The 15201-nt window shown below is 70.2% G+C and carries 13 protein-coding genes and 2 pseudogenes; 2 read left to right on the top strand and 13 right to left on the bottom strand.

Going from position 1 to position 15201, the window contains the following annotated elements:
* Window positions 1-2: 2 nt before the first annotated feature.
* The 11 genes and pseudogenes from nuoK to Sfulv_RS16865 all read right to left on the bottom strand — a co-directional run bounded on the left by nuoK (window position 3) and on the right by Sfulv_RS16865 (window position 10794).
* The gene (gene nuoK, locus Sfulv_RS16915) at window positions 3-302 is read right to left on the bottom strand and encodes an NADH-quinone oxidoreductase subunit NuoK (protein ID WP_173314854.1); all 300 of its coding nucleotides are present in this window, start codon (window positions 300-302) and stop codon (window positions 3-5) included.
* A complete protein-coding gene (locus Sfulv_RS16910) occupies window positions 299-1123 on the bottom strand; it encodes an NADH-quinone oxidoreductase subunit J (protein WP_173314851.1) in 825 nt (274 codons plus the stop codon). Before Sfulv_RS16910 ends, nuoK begins: the two co-directional genes overlap by 4 nt.
* Entirely contained in the window at window positions 1120-1731 is a 612-nt protein-coding gene (gene nuoI / locus Sfulv_RS16905; RefSeq protein ID WP_173314848.1) for an NADH-quinone oxidoreductase subunit NuoI, read from the bottom strand. Before nuoI ends, Sfulv_RS16910 begins: the two co-directional genes overlap by 4 nt.
* The gene (gene nuoH, locus Sfulv_RS16900) at window positions 1724-3127 is read right to left on the bottom strand and encodes an NADH-quinone oxidoreductase subunit NuoH (protein WP_173314845.1); all 1404 of its coding nucleotides are present in this window, start codon (window positions 3125-3127) and stop codon (window positions 1724-1726) included. The genes nuoI and nuoH overlap by 8 nt, the downstream gene beginning before the upstream one ends.
* Window positions 3124-5627: pseudogene (locus Sfulv_RS16895) on the bottom strand (NADH-quinone oxidoreductase subunit G). Before Sfulv_RS16895 ends, nuoH begins: the two are co-directional and overlap by 4 nt.
* Window positions 5624-6988 carry an NADH-quinone oxidoreductase subunit NuoF gene (nuoF, locus tag Sfulv_RS16890; protein WP_173314842.1) on the bottom strand — a complete coding sequence of 455 codons (1365 nt, stop codon included), beginning with the start codon at window positions 6986-6988 and terminating at the stop codon, window positions 5624-5626. The pseudogene Sfulv_RS16895 and the gene nuoF overlap by 4 nt, the downstream one beginning before the upstream one ends.
* Window positions 6988-7800, bottom strand: coding sequence for an NADH-quinone oxidoreductase subunit NuoE (gene nuoE, locus Sfulv_RS16885; RefSeq protein WP_173317933.1), 813 nt, complete (start codon window positions 7798-7800; stop codon window positions 6988-6990). Before nuoE ends, nuoF begins: the two co-directional genes overlap by 1 nt.
* 29 nt (window positions 7801-7829) lie before the next feature.
* Window positions 7830-9151: pseudogene (locus Sfulv_RS16880) on the bottom strand (NADH-quinone oxidoreductase subunit D).
* The gene (locus Sfulv_RS16875; protein WP_173314839.1) at window positions 9151-9867 is read right to left on the bottom strand and encodes an NADH-quinone oxidoreductase subunit C; all 717 of its coding nucleotides are present in this window, start codon (window positions 9865-9867) and stop codon (window positions 9151-9153) included. Before Sfulv_RS16875 ends, Sfulv_RS16880 begins: the two are co-directional and overlap by 1 nt.
* A complete protein-coding gene (locus tag Sfulv_RS16870; RefSeq protein ID WP_173314836.1) occupies window positions 9864-10418 on the bottom strand; it encodes a NuoB/complex I 20 kDa subunit family protein in 555 nt (184 codons plus the stop codon). The genes Sfulv_RS16875 and Sfulv_RS16870 overlap by 4 nt, the downstream gene beginning before the upstream one ends.
* A gap of 16 nt (window positions 10419-10434) precedes the next feature.
* Complete coding sequence (locus Sfulv_RS16865) at window positions 10435-10794, bottom strand: NADH-quinone oxidoreductase subunit A (protein ID WP_003992243.1); 360 nt, start codon at window positions 10792-10794, stop codon at window positions 10435-10437.
* An 833-nt stretch (window positions 10795-11627) separates the two neighbouring features.
* On the opposite strand from Sfulv_RS16865, the gene Sfulv_RS16860 reads away from it, so the two are divergent.
* Entirely contained in the window at window positions 11628-12491 is an 864-nt protein-coding gene (locus tag Sfulv_RS16860) for a C40 family peptidase (RefSeq protein ID WP_173314833.1), read from the top strand.
* A gap of 1 nt (window position 12492) precedes the next feature.
* Here the strand turns inward: Sfulv_RS16860 and Sfulv_RS16855 are convergent, their stop codons facing one another.
* Window positions 12493-13746 carry a Cmx/CmrA family chloramphenicol efflux MFS transporter gene (locus Sfulv_RS16855; protein ID WP_173314830.1) on the bottom strand — a complete coding sequence of 418 codons (1254 nt, stop codon included), beginning with the start codon at window positions 13744-13746 and terminating at the stop codon, window positions 12493-12495.
* A 369-nt stretch (window positions 13747-14115) separates the two neighbouring features.
* On the opposite strand from Sfulv_RS16855, the gene Sfulv_RS16850 reads away from it, so the two are divergent.
* Window positions 14116-14640, top strand: coding sequence for a hypothetical protein (locus Sfulv_RS16850; protein ID WP_173314827.1), 525 nt, complete (start codon window positions 14116-14118; stop codon window positions 14638-14640).
* 16 nt (window positions 14641-14656) lie between these two features.
* Here Sfulv_RS16850 and Sfulv_RS31510 read toward each other — a convergent pair whose 3' ends face one another.
* The gene (locus Sfulv_RS31510) at window positions 14657-15172 is read right to left on the bottom strand and encodes an ATP-binding protein (RefSeq protein WP_371874677.1); all 516 of its coding nucleotides are present in this window, start codon (window positions 15170-15172) and stop codon (window positions 14657-14659) included.
* Window positions 15173-15201: the final 29 nt, after the last annotated feature.

Raw genomic sequence — 15201 nt, 5'->3', positions numbered from 1 at the left:
CCTTACAGCTTCATCAGGCTGGCGTCGTCGACCGAGGCCGAGTGGCGGGAGCGGAAGAGCGACACGATGATCGCGAGGCCGACCACGACCTCCGCGGCGGCGACGACCATCGTGAAGAAGGCGACGATCTGCCCGTCGAGGTTGCCGTGCATCCGGGAGAACGTGACGAGGGCGAGGTTGCAGGCGTTGAGCATCAGCTCCACGCACATGAACACCACGATCGCGTTACGCCTGACCAGCACCCCGGAGGCGCCGATCGTGAACAAAAGGGCCGCGAGGTAGAGGTAGTTGACCGGGTTCACTTGGCGACCTCCTCTTCGTCGTTGTCACGGCCCAGCCGCGCCTCCGAGCGCTGTTCCAGCGCCTTGAGGTCGGCCAGTGCCTCGTTCGACACGTCCCGCATCTGGCCGCGCCTGCGCAGCGTCTGCATGACGGTGAGTTCGGACGGGGTGCCGTCCGGGAGCAGGCCCGCGATGTCCACCGCGTTGTGCCGGGCGTAGACACCCGGGGCGGGCAGCGGCGGGAGGTGGCTGCTGCGCACCCGCTCCTCGGACATCTCCCGCTGCGTCTTCGCCCGTTCGGTGCGCTCCCGGTGCGTGAGCACCATCGCACCGACGGTCGCCGTGATCAGCAGGGCGCCGGTGATCTCGAAGGCGAAGACGTACTTGGTGAAGATGAGGTTGGCGAGCCCCTCGACGTTGCCCCCGTGCGCCGCGTTGGCCGCGCCGAGGCCGTTGAAGTTGTTCAGCGAGGCACTGCCGATGCCCGCGGCGAGCAGGATGCCGAAGCCGAGCCCGCAGCCGAGGGCCAGCCAGCGCTGGCCCTTGAGCGTCTCCTTCAGGGAGTCCGCCGCCGTGACGCCGACGAGCATGACCACGAAGAGGAACAGCATCATGATCGCGCCGGTGTAGACGACGACCTGGACGACACCGAGGAAGTACGCCCCGTTCGCCAGGTAGAAGACCGCCAGGATGATCATGGTCCCGGCGAGTGACAGCGCGCTGTGCACCGCCCGCTTCAGCAGGACGGTGGAGAGCGCGCCGATCACGGCGACCGTGCCGAGGATCCAGAACTGGACGGCCTCGCCGGTCGAGGTGGTGGCAGCCGCGGCCAGGCCGGTCATGCGTCCACCCCCTCGTCCACCGCGGACTCGCGGCCCTCGCCCTTGGAGAGCGCGCTCTGGCGCTCCGTACCCGGCGCCGCACCGGTCACCAGGCCCCGGTAGTAGTCCTGTTCGTCCATGCCGGGGAAGATCGCGTGCGGACTGTCGACCATGCCCTCGTCCAGTCCGGCGAGCAGCTCGTCCTTGGTGTAGATGAGGCTCTCGCGGGTGGTGTTGGCGAGCTCGAACTCGTTCGTCATCGTCAGCGCCCGGGTGGGGCACGCCTCGATGCACAGTCCGCACAGGATGCAGCGCGCGTAGTTGATCTGGTAGACGCGGCCGTAGCGCTCACCCGGGGAGTAGCGCTCCTCCTCGGTGTTGTCCGCGCCCTCCACGTAGATCGCGTCGGCCGGACAGGCCCAGGCGCACAGCTCGCAGCCGACGCACTTCTCCAGGCCGTCCGGATGACGGTTCAGCTGGTGCCGGCCGTGGAAGCGCGGCGCCGTCACCTTGGGCGTCTCCGGATACTGCTCCGTCAGCCGCTTCTTGAACATGGCCTTGAAGGTCACGCCGAAGCCGGCCACAGGATTCTGGAACTTCTCCCCTGAGGGCTCTGATGACTCAGACACCGTCAGCCTCCTTTCCGTCACTCGCACTCTCGTCACTGTGAGTATCCGGCCCGCCACTGACAACGAGCTCGCGCTCGCTTCGTGACCGGCGCCGCGGCACCGGCGGCAGGGTCTGCCCGGGCAGTGGCGGCACCGGGAAACCGCCCGCCATCGGGTCGAACGCGGGCTCGGGTCCGGCCGCCGCCTCCGCCTCCTTGGCCTTGCGGTCCCGGAAGATGTCGACGACGAAGGAGATCAGCAGGATCGCGATCACGGCTCCGGCGACGTACAGGACGATCTTCGAGAAGTCGTAGCCCTCGTTGCGCAGCGCCCGGACGGTGGCGACCAGCATCAGCCAGACCACCGAGACCGGGATCAGGACCTTCCAGCCGAGCTTCATCAGCTGGTCGTAGCGCACGCGGGGCAGCGTGCCGCGCAGCCAGATGAAGAAGAACAGCAGCAGCTGGACCTTGAGGACGAACCAGAGCATCGGCCACCAGCCGTGGTTCGCGCCCTCCCAGAAGGTGCTGACCGGGTACGGAGCCCGCCAGCCGCCCAGGAACAGGGTCACCGAGACGGCGGAGACGGTGACCATGTTGACGTACTCGGCGAGCATGAACATCGCGAACTTGATCGACGAGTACTCGGTGTTGAAGCCGCCGACGAGGTCGCCCTCGGACTCCGGCATGTCGAACGGGGCACGGTTGGTCTCGCCGACCATCGTGACGACGTAGATGATGAAGGAGACCGGCAGCAGGATGATGAACCAGCGGTCCTCCTGCGCCTCCACGATCTTCGAGGTCGACATCGACCCGGAGTAGAGGAACACCGAGGCGAACGCGGCGCCCATCGCGATCTCGTAGCTGATCATCTGGGCGCAGGAGCGCAATCCGCCCAGCAGCGGGTACGTCGATCCGGAGGACCAGCCCGCCAGCACGATGCCGTAGATGCCGACCGAGGCCACCGCGAGGATGTACAGCATCGCGATCGGCAGGTCGGTCAGCTGCATCGCCGTGCGGTGCCCGAAGATCGACACCTCGTTGCCCGCGGGGCCGAACGGGATCACCGCGATCGCCATGAACGCGGGGATGGCGGCGATGACCGGCGCCAGGACGTAGACGACCTTGTCCGCCCGCTTGACGATGACGTCTTCCTTCAGCATGAGCTTCATGCCGTCGGCGAGGGACTGGAGCATGCCCCAGGGGCCGTGCCGGTTGGGTCCGATGCGCAGCTGCATCCACGCGACGACCTTGCGCTCCCACACGATGGAGAAGAGCACGGTCAGCATCAGGAACGCGAAGCAGAAGACCGCCTTGACGGCGACGAGCCACCAGGGGTCGGTGCCGAACATCGAGAGATCCTCGGCGGCGAGCACCACGCCCTGCGGTGCGGCGGCGAGTTGAGCGAGGCCGGTCACGCTCGCACCTCCGGTGAGTCAGCGGGGAGTACGGCGGCGGGGCCGATCCGGACGAGGCCGCCGGGTTCCGCGCCCGTGTCGGCGGGGACGCCCCTTCCCGCGGAGTTCAGCGGCACCCAGACCACCCGGTCGGGCATGACGGTGACGGCCAGCGGGAAGACGACCGTGCCGGTGGGTCCTGTGACGGCCAGCAGGTCGCCGTCCTTCACTCCGGTCTCCGCCGCGGTGGCCGCCGACAGCCGGGCCACGGCCGCGTGCCGGGTGCCGGCCAGCGCCTCGTCGCCCTCCTGGAGGCGGCCCAGGTCGAGCAGCATCCGGTGGCCCGCGAGGACCGCCTCGCCGTCGCCGGGCCTGGGCAGCGGGCGGCTCGGTTCGCGCGGGTCGTCCGCGAATCCGCCCTGCCGGCCGCCGAGCCGGTCCAGCTCGCGCCGGGCCGCCCTCAGGTCCGGCAGTGCCAGGTGCACGTCCAGCGCGTCGGCCAGCATGTGCAGCACCCGGGCGTCGCTCGGGGCGAGCGTCCGCGTCATCTGCTCGGGCTTCAGCGCCGCCTCGAACATCCGGGCCCGGCCCTCCCAGTTGAGGAAGGTGCCGGACTTCTCGGCGACCGCGGCGACCGGGAACACCACATCGGCCCGCCGGGTGACGTCACTGGGCCGCAGCTCCAGCGAGACCAGGAAACCGACCCGGTCCAGCGCCTCGAGCGCCCGGGCCGGGTCCGGCAGGTCCACGGTCTCCACACCGGCCACGAGCAGCGCGCCCAGCTCGCCGGTGGCCGCGGCCTCGACGATCTGGCCGGTGTCGCGGCCGTAGCGGGCGGGCAGTGCGGCGACGCCCCAGAGGGACGCCACCTCCTCCCTGGCCCGCGGGTCGGTCGCCGGGCGTCCGCCGGGCAGCAGCGAAGGCAGTGCGCCCGCCTCCACCGCGCCCCGCTCGCCGGCCCGCCGCGGAATCCACACCAGCGTGGCGCCGGTGGCGGCGGCCGTCCGCACGACCGCGCTCAGCGCGCCCGGCACTCCGGCAAGACGCTCGCCGACGACGATCACCGAGCCGGGGCCGCGCAGCGCCTCTGCCGCGGAGGTTCCCTCAGCGTCGAGGCCGACACCGCCCGCGAGCGCGTCCAGCCACTCGGTCTCGGTGCCGGGCGCGGCGGGAAGCAGAGTGCCGCCCGCCTTGGTGAGACCGCGCGTCGCGTGCGAGGCGAGGGCGAAGCTGCGCTGCCCGTGCTTCCGGTTGGCCTTGCGCAGCCGCAGGAAGACGCCGGGCGCCTCCTCCTCGGACTCGAAACCGACGAGCAGGACGGCCGGGGCCTTCTCCAGCGAGGTGTACGTGACACCGCCGCCGTCCAGGTCACGGCCGCGCCCGGCCACCCGGGCGGCGAGGAAGCCGGCCTCCTCGCTGCTGTGGACGCGGGCCCGGAAGTCGATGTCGTTCGTGTCGAGGGCGACCCGCGCGAACTTGCTGTACGCGTACGCGTCCTCGACGGTCAGCCGGCCGCCGGTGAGGACACCGGTACTGCCCCGGGCGGCGGCGAGCCCGCGGGCCGCCGTCTCCAGTGCCTCGGGCCAGCTCGCCGGTTCCAGCACGCCGTCCGCGTTGCGTACGAGCGGCGTGGTGAGCCGGTCGCGCTGCTGGGCGTACCGGAAGCCGAAGCGGCCCTTGTCGCAGAGCCACTCCTCGTTGACCTCGGGGTCGTTGGCGGCCAGGCGCCGCATGACCTTGCCGCGCCGGTGGTCGGTGCGGGTCGCGCAGCCGCCCGCGCAGTGCTCGCACACCGAGGGCGAGGACACCAGGTCGAAGGGGCGGGAGCGGAACCGGTACGCCGCCGAGGTCAGCGCCCCGACCGGGCAGATCTGGATGGTGTTGCCTGAGAAGTACGACTCGAAGGGGTCGCCCTGCCCCGTACCGACCTGCTGGAGGGCGCCGCGCTCGAGCAGCTCGATCATCGGGTCGCCCGCCACCTGGTTGGAGAACCGGGTGCAGCGCGCGCAGAGCACGCACCGCTCACGGTCCAGCAGCACCTGGGGGAGATCGGGACGGGCTTCTCGAACGTGCGCTTCTTGCCGTCGAACCGGGAGTCGGTGTCGCCGTGCGACATCGCCTGGTTCTGCAGGGGGCACTCGCCGCCCTTGTCGCAGACGGGGCAGTCCAGCGGGTGGTTGATGAGCAGCAGCTCCATCACACCCTTCTGGGCCTTCTCCGCGACCGGCGAGGTGAGCTGCGACTTCACGACCATGCCGTCGGTGCACGTGATCGTGCAGGACGCCATCGGCTTGCGCTGGCCCTCGACCTCGACGATGCACTGGCGGCAGGCGCCCACGGGGTCCAGGAGCGGGTGGTCGCAGAAGCGCGGGATCTCGATGCCGAGGAGTTCGGCGGCCCGGATGACCAGGGTGCCCTTGGGCACGCTGATGTCGATGCCGTCGATGGTCAGCGTGACGAGGTCCTCGGGCGGGACCGCCGCCTCGCCGCCCCCGGAGGGCGCACTCGTGGTGACTGTCATGCGTTCACCCCCCGGTGAGCGTTCTTGTCGTCGGCCCAGACGGTCGACTTGGCGGGATCGAAGGGGCAGCCCTGGCCCGTGATGTGCTGCTCGTACTCCTCGCGGAAGTACTTCAGCGAGGAGAAGATCGGCGAGGCGGCACCGTCGCCGAGGGCGCAGAAGGACTTGCCGTTGATGTTGTCGGCGATGTCGTTGAGCTTGTCCAGGTCCGACATCTGACCCCTGCCCGCCTCGATGTCGCGGAGCAGCTGGACCAGCCAGTAGGTGCCTTCGCGGCAGGGTGTGCACTTGCCGCAGGACTCGTGGGCGTAGAACTCGGTCCAGCGGGTGACGGCCCTGACCACGCAGGTGGTCTCGTCGAAGCACTGGAGCGCCTTGGTGCCGAGCATGGAACCGGCGGCGCCGACGCCCTCGTAGTCGAGCGGGACGTCGAGGTGCTCCTCGGTGAACATCGGGGTGGAGGAACCGCCGGGCGTCCAGAACTTCAGACGGTGGCCGGCCCGCATACCGCCGCTCATGTCCAGGAGCTGGCGCAGTGTGATGCCGAGCGGGGCCTCGTACTGGCCGGGGCTCGTGACGTGCCCGCTGAGCGAGTACAGCGTGAAGCCCGGGGACTTCTCGCTGCCCATCGACCTGAACCAGTCCTTGCCCCGGTGCAGGATCGCGGGAACCGACGCGATCGACTCGACGTTGTTCACCACGGTGGGGCAGGCGTACAGACCGGCGACCGCGGGGAAGGGCGGGCGCAGCCGGGGCTGGCCGCGCCGTCCTTCGAGCGAGTCGAGCAGCGCCGTCTCCTCACCGCAGATGTAGGCGCCCGCGCCCGCGTGCACGGTGAGTTCGAGGTCGAGCCCGGAGGCCAGGATGTTCTTGCCGAGGTATCCGGCCTCGTACGCCTCTCGGACCGCCTCGTGCAGGCGCCGCAGTACGGGGACGACCTCGCCGCGCAGGTAGATGAAGGCGTGGGAGGAGCGGATCGCGTAGCAGGCGATCACCATGCCCTCGATGAGGCTGTGCGGGTTGGCGAAGAGGAGCGGGATGTCCTTGCAGGTCCCGGGCTCCGACTCGTCGGCGTTGACGACCAGGTAGTGCGGCTTGCCGTCGCCCTGCGGGATGAACTGCCACTTCATCCCGGTGGGGAAGCCGGCGCCCCCGCGTCCGCGCAGACCGGAGTCCTTGACGTACGCGATGAGGTCGTCCGGCGACATGGCGAGGGCCTTGCGCAGGCCCTCGTAGCCGTCGTGGCGCCGGTAGGTCTCCAGCGTCCAGGACTCCGGCTCGTCCCAGAAGGCGGACAGGACCGGCGCAAGCAGCTTGTCGGGGCTGGTCCCGTTCTTGTCGAGCTCGGCGGCCAACGTCATCACTTCCCCTCCTCGGCGACAGGACCGGACGGATGGTCCGGGTCGGATGCCGAGGTCTTCTCCGGCGCGTCGTGGGAGCTGAGGTGCTCGGCGCCCTTGTGCGGTTCGTCCCGGGGGGACTCGCCTCGCGGGGCGACCACGCGCGCGTGCGGGACCTCACCCTTGGCGAGCTTCAGCCCGATCAGCGAGGCGGGGCCCGCCCCGCCGGTGGCCTCGACGGCGCCGGGGCGCTCGTCGGGGAAGCCGGCCAGGATGCGGGCCGTGTCCTTGTACGTGCAGAGCGGGGCGCCGCGGGTGGGCTCCACCGTCCGGCCCGCGATGAGGTCGTCGACGAGCTCCGTCGCGCTCTCGGGCGTCTGGTTGTCGAAGAACTCCCAGTTCACCATCACGACGGGGGCGAAGTCGCAGGCCGCGTTGCACTCGATGTGCTGGAGCGTGACCTTGCCGTCCTCGGTCGTCTCGTCGTTGCCGACGCCCAGGTGGTCCTTGAGCCGGTCGAAGATGGCGTCGCCGCCCATGACCGCGCACAGGGTGTTGGTGCAGACACCGACCTGGTAGTCACCGCTCGGCCGGCGCCGGTACATCGTGTAGAAGGTCGCGACCGCGTTCACCTCGGCGGTGGTGAGGTCGAGCAGTTCGGCGCAGAAGGCCATGCCCGTACGGGAGACGTACCCCTCCTCGGACTGCACGAGGTGGAGCAGCGGCAGCAGCGCGGAGCGGCTGCCGGGGTAGCGGGCGATCACCTCCTTCGCGTCCGCTTCGAGCCGGGCGCGCACCTCGGCCGGGTAGCCGGGGGCGGGGAGCTGCGGCATCCCCAGACTGACCTCTTGGTTGATTCCGGTCACCGGTCGACGCCTCCCATCACGGGGTCGATGGACGCGACGGCGACGATGACGTCGGCGACCTGGCCGCCCTCGCACATCGCCGCCATGGCCTGGAGGTTGGTGAAGGACGGGTCACGGAAGTGGACCCGGTAGGGCCGGGTGCCGCCGTCCGAGACGACGTGCGCGCCCAGTTCGCCCTTGGGCGACTCGATCGCGGTGTACGTCTGTCCCGCCGGGACCCTGAAGCCCTCGGTCACCAGCTTGAAGTGGTGGATCAGGGCCTCCATGGAGGTGCCCATGATCTTCCTGATGTGGTCGAGCGAGTTGCCGAGGCCGTCCGGGCCGAGCGCGAGCTGCGCGGGCCAGGCGATCTTCTTGTCGGCGACCATGACCGGTCCCGGCTCCAGCCGGTCCAGGCACTGCTCGATGATCCGCAGCGACTGGCGCATCTCCTCAAGCCGGATGAGGAAGCGGCCGTAGGAGTCGCAGGTGTCCGCGGTGGGCACGTCGAACTCGTAGGTCTCGTACCCGCAGTACGGGTCGCTCTTGCGCAGGTCGTGCGGGAGTCCGGCGGAGCGCAGGACGGGGCCGGTGGCGCCGAGCGCCACGCAGCCGGCCAGGTCGAGGTAGCCGACGTCCTGCATGCGGGCCTTGAAGATGGGGTTGCCGGTGGCGAGCTTGTCGTACTCCGGCAGGTTCTTCTTCATGGTCCTGATGAACTCGCGCAGCTGGTCGACCGCGCCCGGGGCAGGTCCTGGGCGAGTCCGCCGGGCCGGATGAACGCGTGGTTCATCCGGAGACCGGTGATCAGCTCGAAGAGATCGAGCACGAGTTCACGGTCGCGGAAGCCGTAGATCATGATCGTGGTGGCGCCGAGCTCCATGCCGCCGGTGGCGATGCACACCAGGTGGGAGGAGATCCGGTTGAGCTCCATCAGCAGGACGCGCAGGACGGTGGCCCGGTCGGGGATCTGGTCCTCGATGCCGAGCAGCTTCTCGACGCCGAGGCAGTACGCGGCCTCGTTGAAGAACGGCGTCAGGTAGTCCATGCGCGTGACGAAGGTGGTGCCCTGCGTCCAGTTCCGGAATTCGAGGTTCTTCTCGATGCCGGTGTGGAGGTAGCCGATGCCGCAGCGGGCCTCGGTGACGGTCTCGCCGTCGATCTCCAGGATCAGCCTCAGCACGCCGTGCGTGGACGGGTGCTGGGGACCCATGTTGACGATGATGCGCTCGTCGTCGGCCTTGAGCGCCGACTCGACGACCTCGTCCCAGTCGCCGCCGGTGACCGTGTATACGGTCCCCTCGGTCGTGGCGCGGGGAGTCGCGTGGGGAGTGGTCATCAGGAGTACGACCTCCGCTGGTCCGGAGCCGGGATCTGGGCGCCCTTGTACTCGACGGGGATGCCGCCGAGGGGGTAGTCCTTGCGCTGCGGGAAGCCCTGCCAGTCGTCCGGCATCATGATCCGGGTCAGGGCCGGATGACCGTCGAAGACGAGCCCGAAGAAGTCGTACGTCTCGCGCTCGTGCCAGTCGTTGGTCGGGTAGACCGCGACGAGGGACGGGATGTGCGGATCGCTGTCCGGGGCCGACACCTCCAGGCGGATCAGCCGGCCGTGGGTGAGCGAGCGCAGGTGGTAGACGGCGTGCAGCTCCCGGCCCACGTCCCCGGGGAAGTGGACGCCGCTCACGCCCGTACAGAGCTCGAAGCGCAGGGCCGGGTCGTCGCGCAGGGTCCTGGCGACCCGCACGAGGTGTTCCCGGGCGATGTGGAAGGTGAGCTCGCCCCGGTCGACGACGGTCTTCTCGATGGCCTCGGCGGGAAGCAGGTCCTGCTCCTCCAGGGCCCCTTCGAGCTCGTCGGCCACCTCGTCGAACCAGCCGCCGTACGGGCGGGCCGTGGGTCCCGGCAGCGTGACGGTACGGACGAGGCCGCCGTAGCCGGAGGTGTCGCCGCCGCTGGAGGCGCCGAACATCCCCTTGCGTACGCCGATGACCTCGCCGGTCTCGTCCCGCGGGGCGGGCACCTGACCGCTGTTGGTGTTCAGCTCGTCGCTCATCGCAGCAGCCCCTTCATCTCGATGAGGGGCAGTGCCTTGAGGGCCGCCTCCTCCGCCTCGCGGGCGGCCTCCTGCGCGTTGACCCCGAGCTTGGTGCCCTGGATCTTCTGGTGGAGTTTGAGGATGGCGTCGATCAGCATCTCGGGACGCGGCGGGCATCCCGGCAGGTAGATGTCGACCGGCACGATGTGGTCCACACCCTGCACGATGGCGTAGTTGTTGAACATTCCGCCCGATGATGCGCAAACCCCCATGGAGATGACCCACTTGGGGTTCGGCATCTGGTCGTAGACCTGCCGCAGGACGGGCGCCATCTTCTGGCTGACCCGTCCCGCGACGATCATCAGATCCGCCTGCCGCGGCGAACCGCGGAAGACCTCCATGCCGAAGCGGGCCAGGTCGTAGCGCCCGGCTCCGGTCGTCATCATCTCGATGGCGCAGCAGGCGAGGCCGAAGGTGGCGGGGAAGACGGATGACTTCCGTACCCAGCCGGCGGCCTCTTCCACCGTCGTCAGCACGAAGCCGCTTGGCAGTTTCTCTTCGAGTCCCATGGTGCCCCTCAGCCCCTCAGTCCCATTCCAGGCCGCCGCGGCGCCACACATACGCGTAGGCGACGAAGACGGTGAGCACGAAGAGCAACATCTCCACGAGCCCGAAGATCCCCAGGGCGTCGAAGGTGACCGCCCAGGGATAGAGGAAGACGATCTCGATGTCGAAGACGATGAACAGCATCGCCGTCAGGTAGTACTTGATCGGGAAGCGGCCGCCGCCGGCCGGAGTGGGGGTGGGTTCGATACCGCACTCGTACGCTTCGAGCTTTGCCCGGTTGTAGCGCTTGGGGCCGATAAGCGTGGCCATGACCACAGAAAAGATCGCAAACCCTGCCCCGAGGGCGCCGAGCACGAGGATGGGCGCGTAGGCATTCACGCTCCTCGCTCCTTCCAGTCGTCCTTGACCGTTGGACCGCATCGGGCGACCGGCTCGCCACCTCACCAAGATCGTGCACATGTGAGGCAGTTCACAAGCCCGACTGCTCCGCATCCTATGCCTGCCGCCCTGTGATCTGCGACACGGGGTGCCGCTACGTCTTTGTGATCTCCACCACCCGACGAACGATCATGAAGCCGGATGAGCGGTGATCTTCGTACGCGAAGCGGCCGAGTGATCACGAGACGTGACATCTGGCGCCGTTACCGCTGGTCAAAGGGGTGGTCGCTATCAACCGAGCGGGCGCTCAGGCAAATTGGAGATGGACGGCGACGAGTGGTAAAGGAGTCGGCGACATCCGGCACTCACCCGGAAGGAGGGCGCGCGGGGAGCGATGTGGACATGTGCATCCATTCACGAACTTCCGGACGCGGGGGCGCCGCGCACCCGGGCAGCCCGTAGCGGGCCGCGCGATCCACCCCGCCCCGCTCCGGCCTGACACTCCGTCAGCCCCGCCCGGGGGACCCCGCCCCCGCGCCCCCGCCGGTCCGCGTGATTGCCCGTCACGGTGGACTCGCCCTGTGACCTGCGTCACGCCGGGTAGGTGCGAAGTAAAGCGGGCTTGGCCATCGGTCTGAACAGATGGTAAGCGGCGGGCAATTCGGGCGTATTACCGAAAGGCCGTGATCACGGCAGAGATGACCTCTGTCCGTTATGCCCGTTACGGCGTCAATAAGGGTCCCCAGCAAGCGGATTCACAGGTTCCGGACGTAACTGTGTCGCAACACACTTTTCTTGAAGGGGCCCCTGATGGCCTGATAACGCTAGTTCTCATGTCCCACACCGCTCACATACCCAGCCACCGGAAACCCCGCCAGAGTGCTTCGAAGACGGCACTGCGAGCCGGAGTTGCCGGTGGCGTCCTCAGCACCATCGCGGTCGCAGGCGCCGCCGGCCCGGCTCAGGCCGAGCCGGTGACGCAGACCATCGAGATGCCCACCATCACCGCCGGGCTCTCCCCCGCCGTCGCCGCGTCCGCCGAGGCGACGCAGCAGGTCGCCCTCGACCTGGAGACGCGGGCCCACGAAGAGGCGGCCGCGGAGACCGCCGCGAAGAGCGCCAAGAAGGCCAAGGCGGAGGCCGTACGCAAGGCAGAGGCCGAGAAGAAGGCGGAGGCCGCCGCCAGGGCGAAGGCCGAGGCGGCCGAAGAGGCCGCCGAGCGCGCCTCCAGGGCCGCCGAGCGCACGACGCTCAGCGCCTCCACGGGCTCCTCCTCCTCCTCCAACTCCGTGGCCGCTCCCGCCTCCTCCTCCGCCACCTCGTACTCCTCGTCGAGCGCCACGGGCTCCGCGGCCTCCATCGTGGCCTTCGCCAAGGCCCAGGTCGGCGACGCCTACGTGGCCGGTGGCACAGGACCCAACTCGTGGGACTGCTCCGGACTCGTCCAGGCCGCGTACGCCTCGGTGGGCATCGACCTGCCGCGCGTCTCGCAGAGCCAGTCGACGGCCGGCACCCAGGTCTCGCTGAGCGACGTCCAGCCCGGCGACATCCTCTACTGGGGCGGCGCGGGCAGCGCGTACCACGTCGCGATCTACGTGGGCGGCGGCCAGTTCGTCGGCGCGCAGAACTCCAGCACGGGTACCGTGCAGCGCTCCATGGACTACGACATGCCGACCGGCGCGGTCCGCGTTCTCTGATTCACGAGCGCTCACCCACGTCGAAACGTGCCGAAGGGCCGTCACTCCCCCGCTCGGGAGTGACGGCCCTTCGTGGTGCGCCGGAGCCGGCCGGGCCGGTGCGGCGCGCGGTGGCCGTCCCCGCGAACACGAGGACCGCCGCCGGAACGAGGGCCGCTCCCGTCAGGAGCGCGCTGACCCAGAGCGGCGCGCGGAAGCCGAAGCCCGCCCCGATGGCCAGGCCCCCGAGCCACGGGCCCAGCGCCGCGCCCACGTTGAAGGCGGCCGTGGCGAACGAGCCCGCCATGGTCGGTGCGTCGGGGGCCAGCTGGAGGACCCGGGTGATGAGGGCCGTCCCCGTCGCGAAGGCCAGCGCGCCCTGGAGGAGGACCAGGAGGAGCGTCGCCACCGGACTGCCCGCCGCGAGCGCGAGCGCCGCCCAGCCGAGGAGCAGGGCGCTCACTCCGGACCCGGCGAGCGCGGCCTGACGGGTCCCCGCGACGCGGCCCGCGACGGTGACGCCGATGAAGGAGCCCGCGCCGAACAGCGCGAGGACCGCGGGCACCCACCCCCCGCCGAATCCGGTGACGCGGGTGACCAGCGGCTCCAGATACGAGAACGCGCAGAACGTCGCCCCCTGGACGAGCGCCATGACGAGCAGGGTCAGCAGGAGCCGCGGGCGGCCCAGGGCCCGCAGTTCGCCGCGCGCACCCCTCCCGCCGGAGTCCGGCCGACCCGCCGGGACGACCCCGGCCAGCGCGACGAGCGCCGGTACGGAGACGAGCGCCACCGCCCAGAACGCCGACCGCCAGCCCCACAGGGAGCCGAGCGCCGCTCCGGCGGGCACTCCCACCACGCAGGCGACGGTGACCCCGCCGACCACGACGGCGGTGGCCCGCGCCCTGGCGTGCGGCTCGACCATCGCGAGCGCGGTCATCAGGGCGACGGCCCAGAACCCGGCGTTGGCGAGAGCCCCGACGACCCGGGTGGCGAGCAGCACCCCGTATCCCGGGGTGAGCGCCCCGATCACATGGACGGCGACGAAGACGGAGAGGAAGAACAGCAAGGCGCGGCGGCGCGGCCAGGTGCGGCTGAGCAGGGCGGTGAGCGGCGCCCCAATCACCATCCCCACCGCGAAAGCGGAGGTGAGCAGCCCTGCCGCGGGCAGGGACACCCCCAGGTCGGTGGCGATGCCGGAGACAAGTCCGGACAGCATGAACTCCGAGGTGCCCTGGGCGAAGACCGCCAGCCCGAGCACGTAGACAGCGAATGGCATGAGAGAGACCCCTTGGACGGAACCGTCGGTGGAACGACCGGTGTACGAGGGGTGGGCCGCGCCGCGCCCGCGCGGCGGACAGCACGGCGGGACGAGGCTGGAGGAAACGCGGCCCACACCGCGAGGGTCCGGCCGTGGGCGGGGCGCCGTCGCCGAAGCCCGCGACCGCTCGGGTCTGTTCGGTTCAGTGCGGCAGAGGCCCGGCCACCGGCGGACCGGTGGCTACCGTCTGTCCGACTCGGGGTCGACATGGCCCGGACGCTACCAGCGCGGCGCCCTCGGCATCCACCGCTTTCGGCCAGGAAGGATTCAGGCCGCTGCCGGAGACCGGGACACATCTGATTGGCATGAGCAGGCAAACTGTGGCGCATGGCCGACAGCGCTCTCTGGATCGCCTCACTCACCGCGGGCACCGCGGTCCTGGCGAGCTGGGTGACCAGCCGGGGTACGGCTCAGGCCGCCAGGACCCAGGCGGACGCCGCCGCCCGCACGCAGCGGTCCGTCCGCATCCGGGAGACTCGCAGGGCCGCGTACGTGGATCTCATCGAGCAGGCCCACCGGATGGCCGACCTGTACTGGCGGGTGTCGGACATCCACGGGTCCGGAACCCCGGAGACCCGGACCCCGGAACTGCGCGAGGTCCGGCTGCGCCTGCGCGAGGAGTACAGCAAGCTGCGCCACTTCGTCTGGGTCGTGGCTCTCGAAGGCCCTGACCACGTCGCGGAGGCGGCGGAGCGGCTGCGGCTCGCGACGCAGCCGCCGTTCAGGGCCCTTGAGGCGTCGATCGCGGGCGACACCGACGCCGTCCGCGCGTTCGACGCCGGCTACGACCCGTTCTGGAAGTCGGTCCTGACCTTCGTCTCCACCGCGAAGACCGCGGTGCACGACATGTGAGGACCGGGCCGCCGGCTCAGGGGGTCGGGGCCGCTCGGCCAGGACGGATGGTCCACCGGGCTTCAAGTAGCCGGGCCACCGAGGGTGAACCAGACCGTGTACGCATATCTCTGCCGCCGCCTCGCGCCGCGACTCCCCAGCGGATCGCCGGACCGGACACCAGCAGGAGCCCACGCCCGTTCTCGCTCGGCTGCCCGCGCGGTGGTTCCTCGGGCCTCGGTGGCGAACCCGTCCCATCATCACTGACGTACACCGTCACCTGCCTCAGCCTCATGATCACCTCCACCGGGACCAGCCGGGACCGCGTGTGGCAGTGCGCGTTGGTCACGAGCTCGCTCACGCAGAGTCGGGCATCATCCGCGAGCGGGGGGCACCCGGTGCTGCACAGCACACTGCCCACGAAGTCCCGGGCGATTCGGGGGCGGTGGGGCCGCTCGGCACGGTGAGGCGGTCGCGCTCGCCGCGTGGCGGGATGTGCGGAGTGGTGGGTGGCAGGGCGGTTACGGAGGTCTGTCAGGGTTACGGAGGTCATGTCACGGTCTCCCTACGGGATCTGGTCTC

The sequence above is a fragment of the Streptomyces fulvorobeus genome, from assembly GCF_013167895.1.
Classification (GTDB): Bacteria; Actinomycetota; Actinomycetes; order Streptomycetales; family Streptomycetaceae; genus Streptomyces; species Streptomyces fulvorobeus.
The sequence above is the reverse complement of the archived record's forward strand: the minus strand, read 5'-3'. Positions and strand labels throughout refer to the sequence as shown.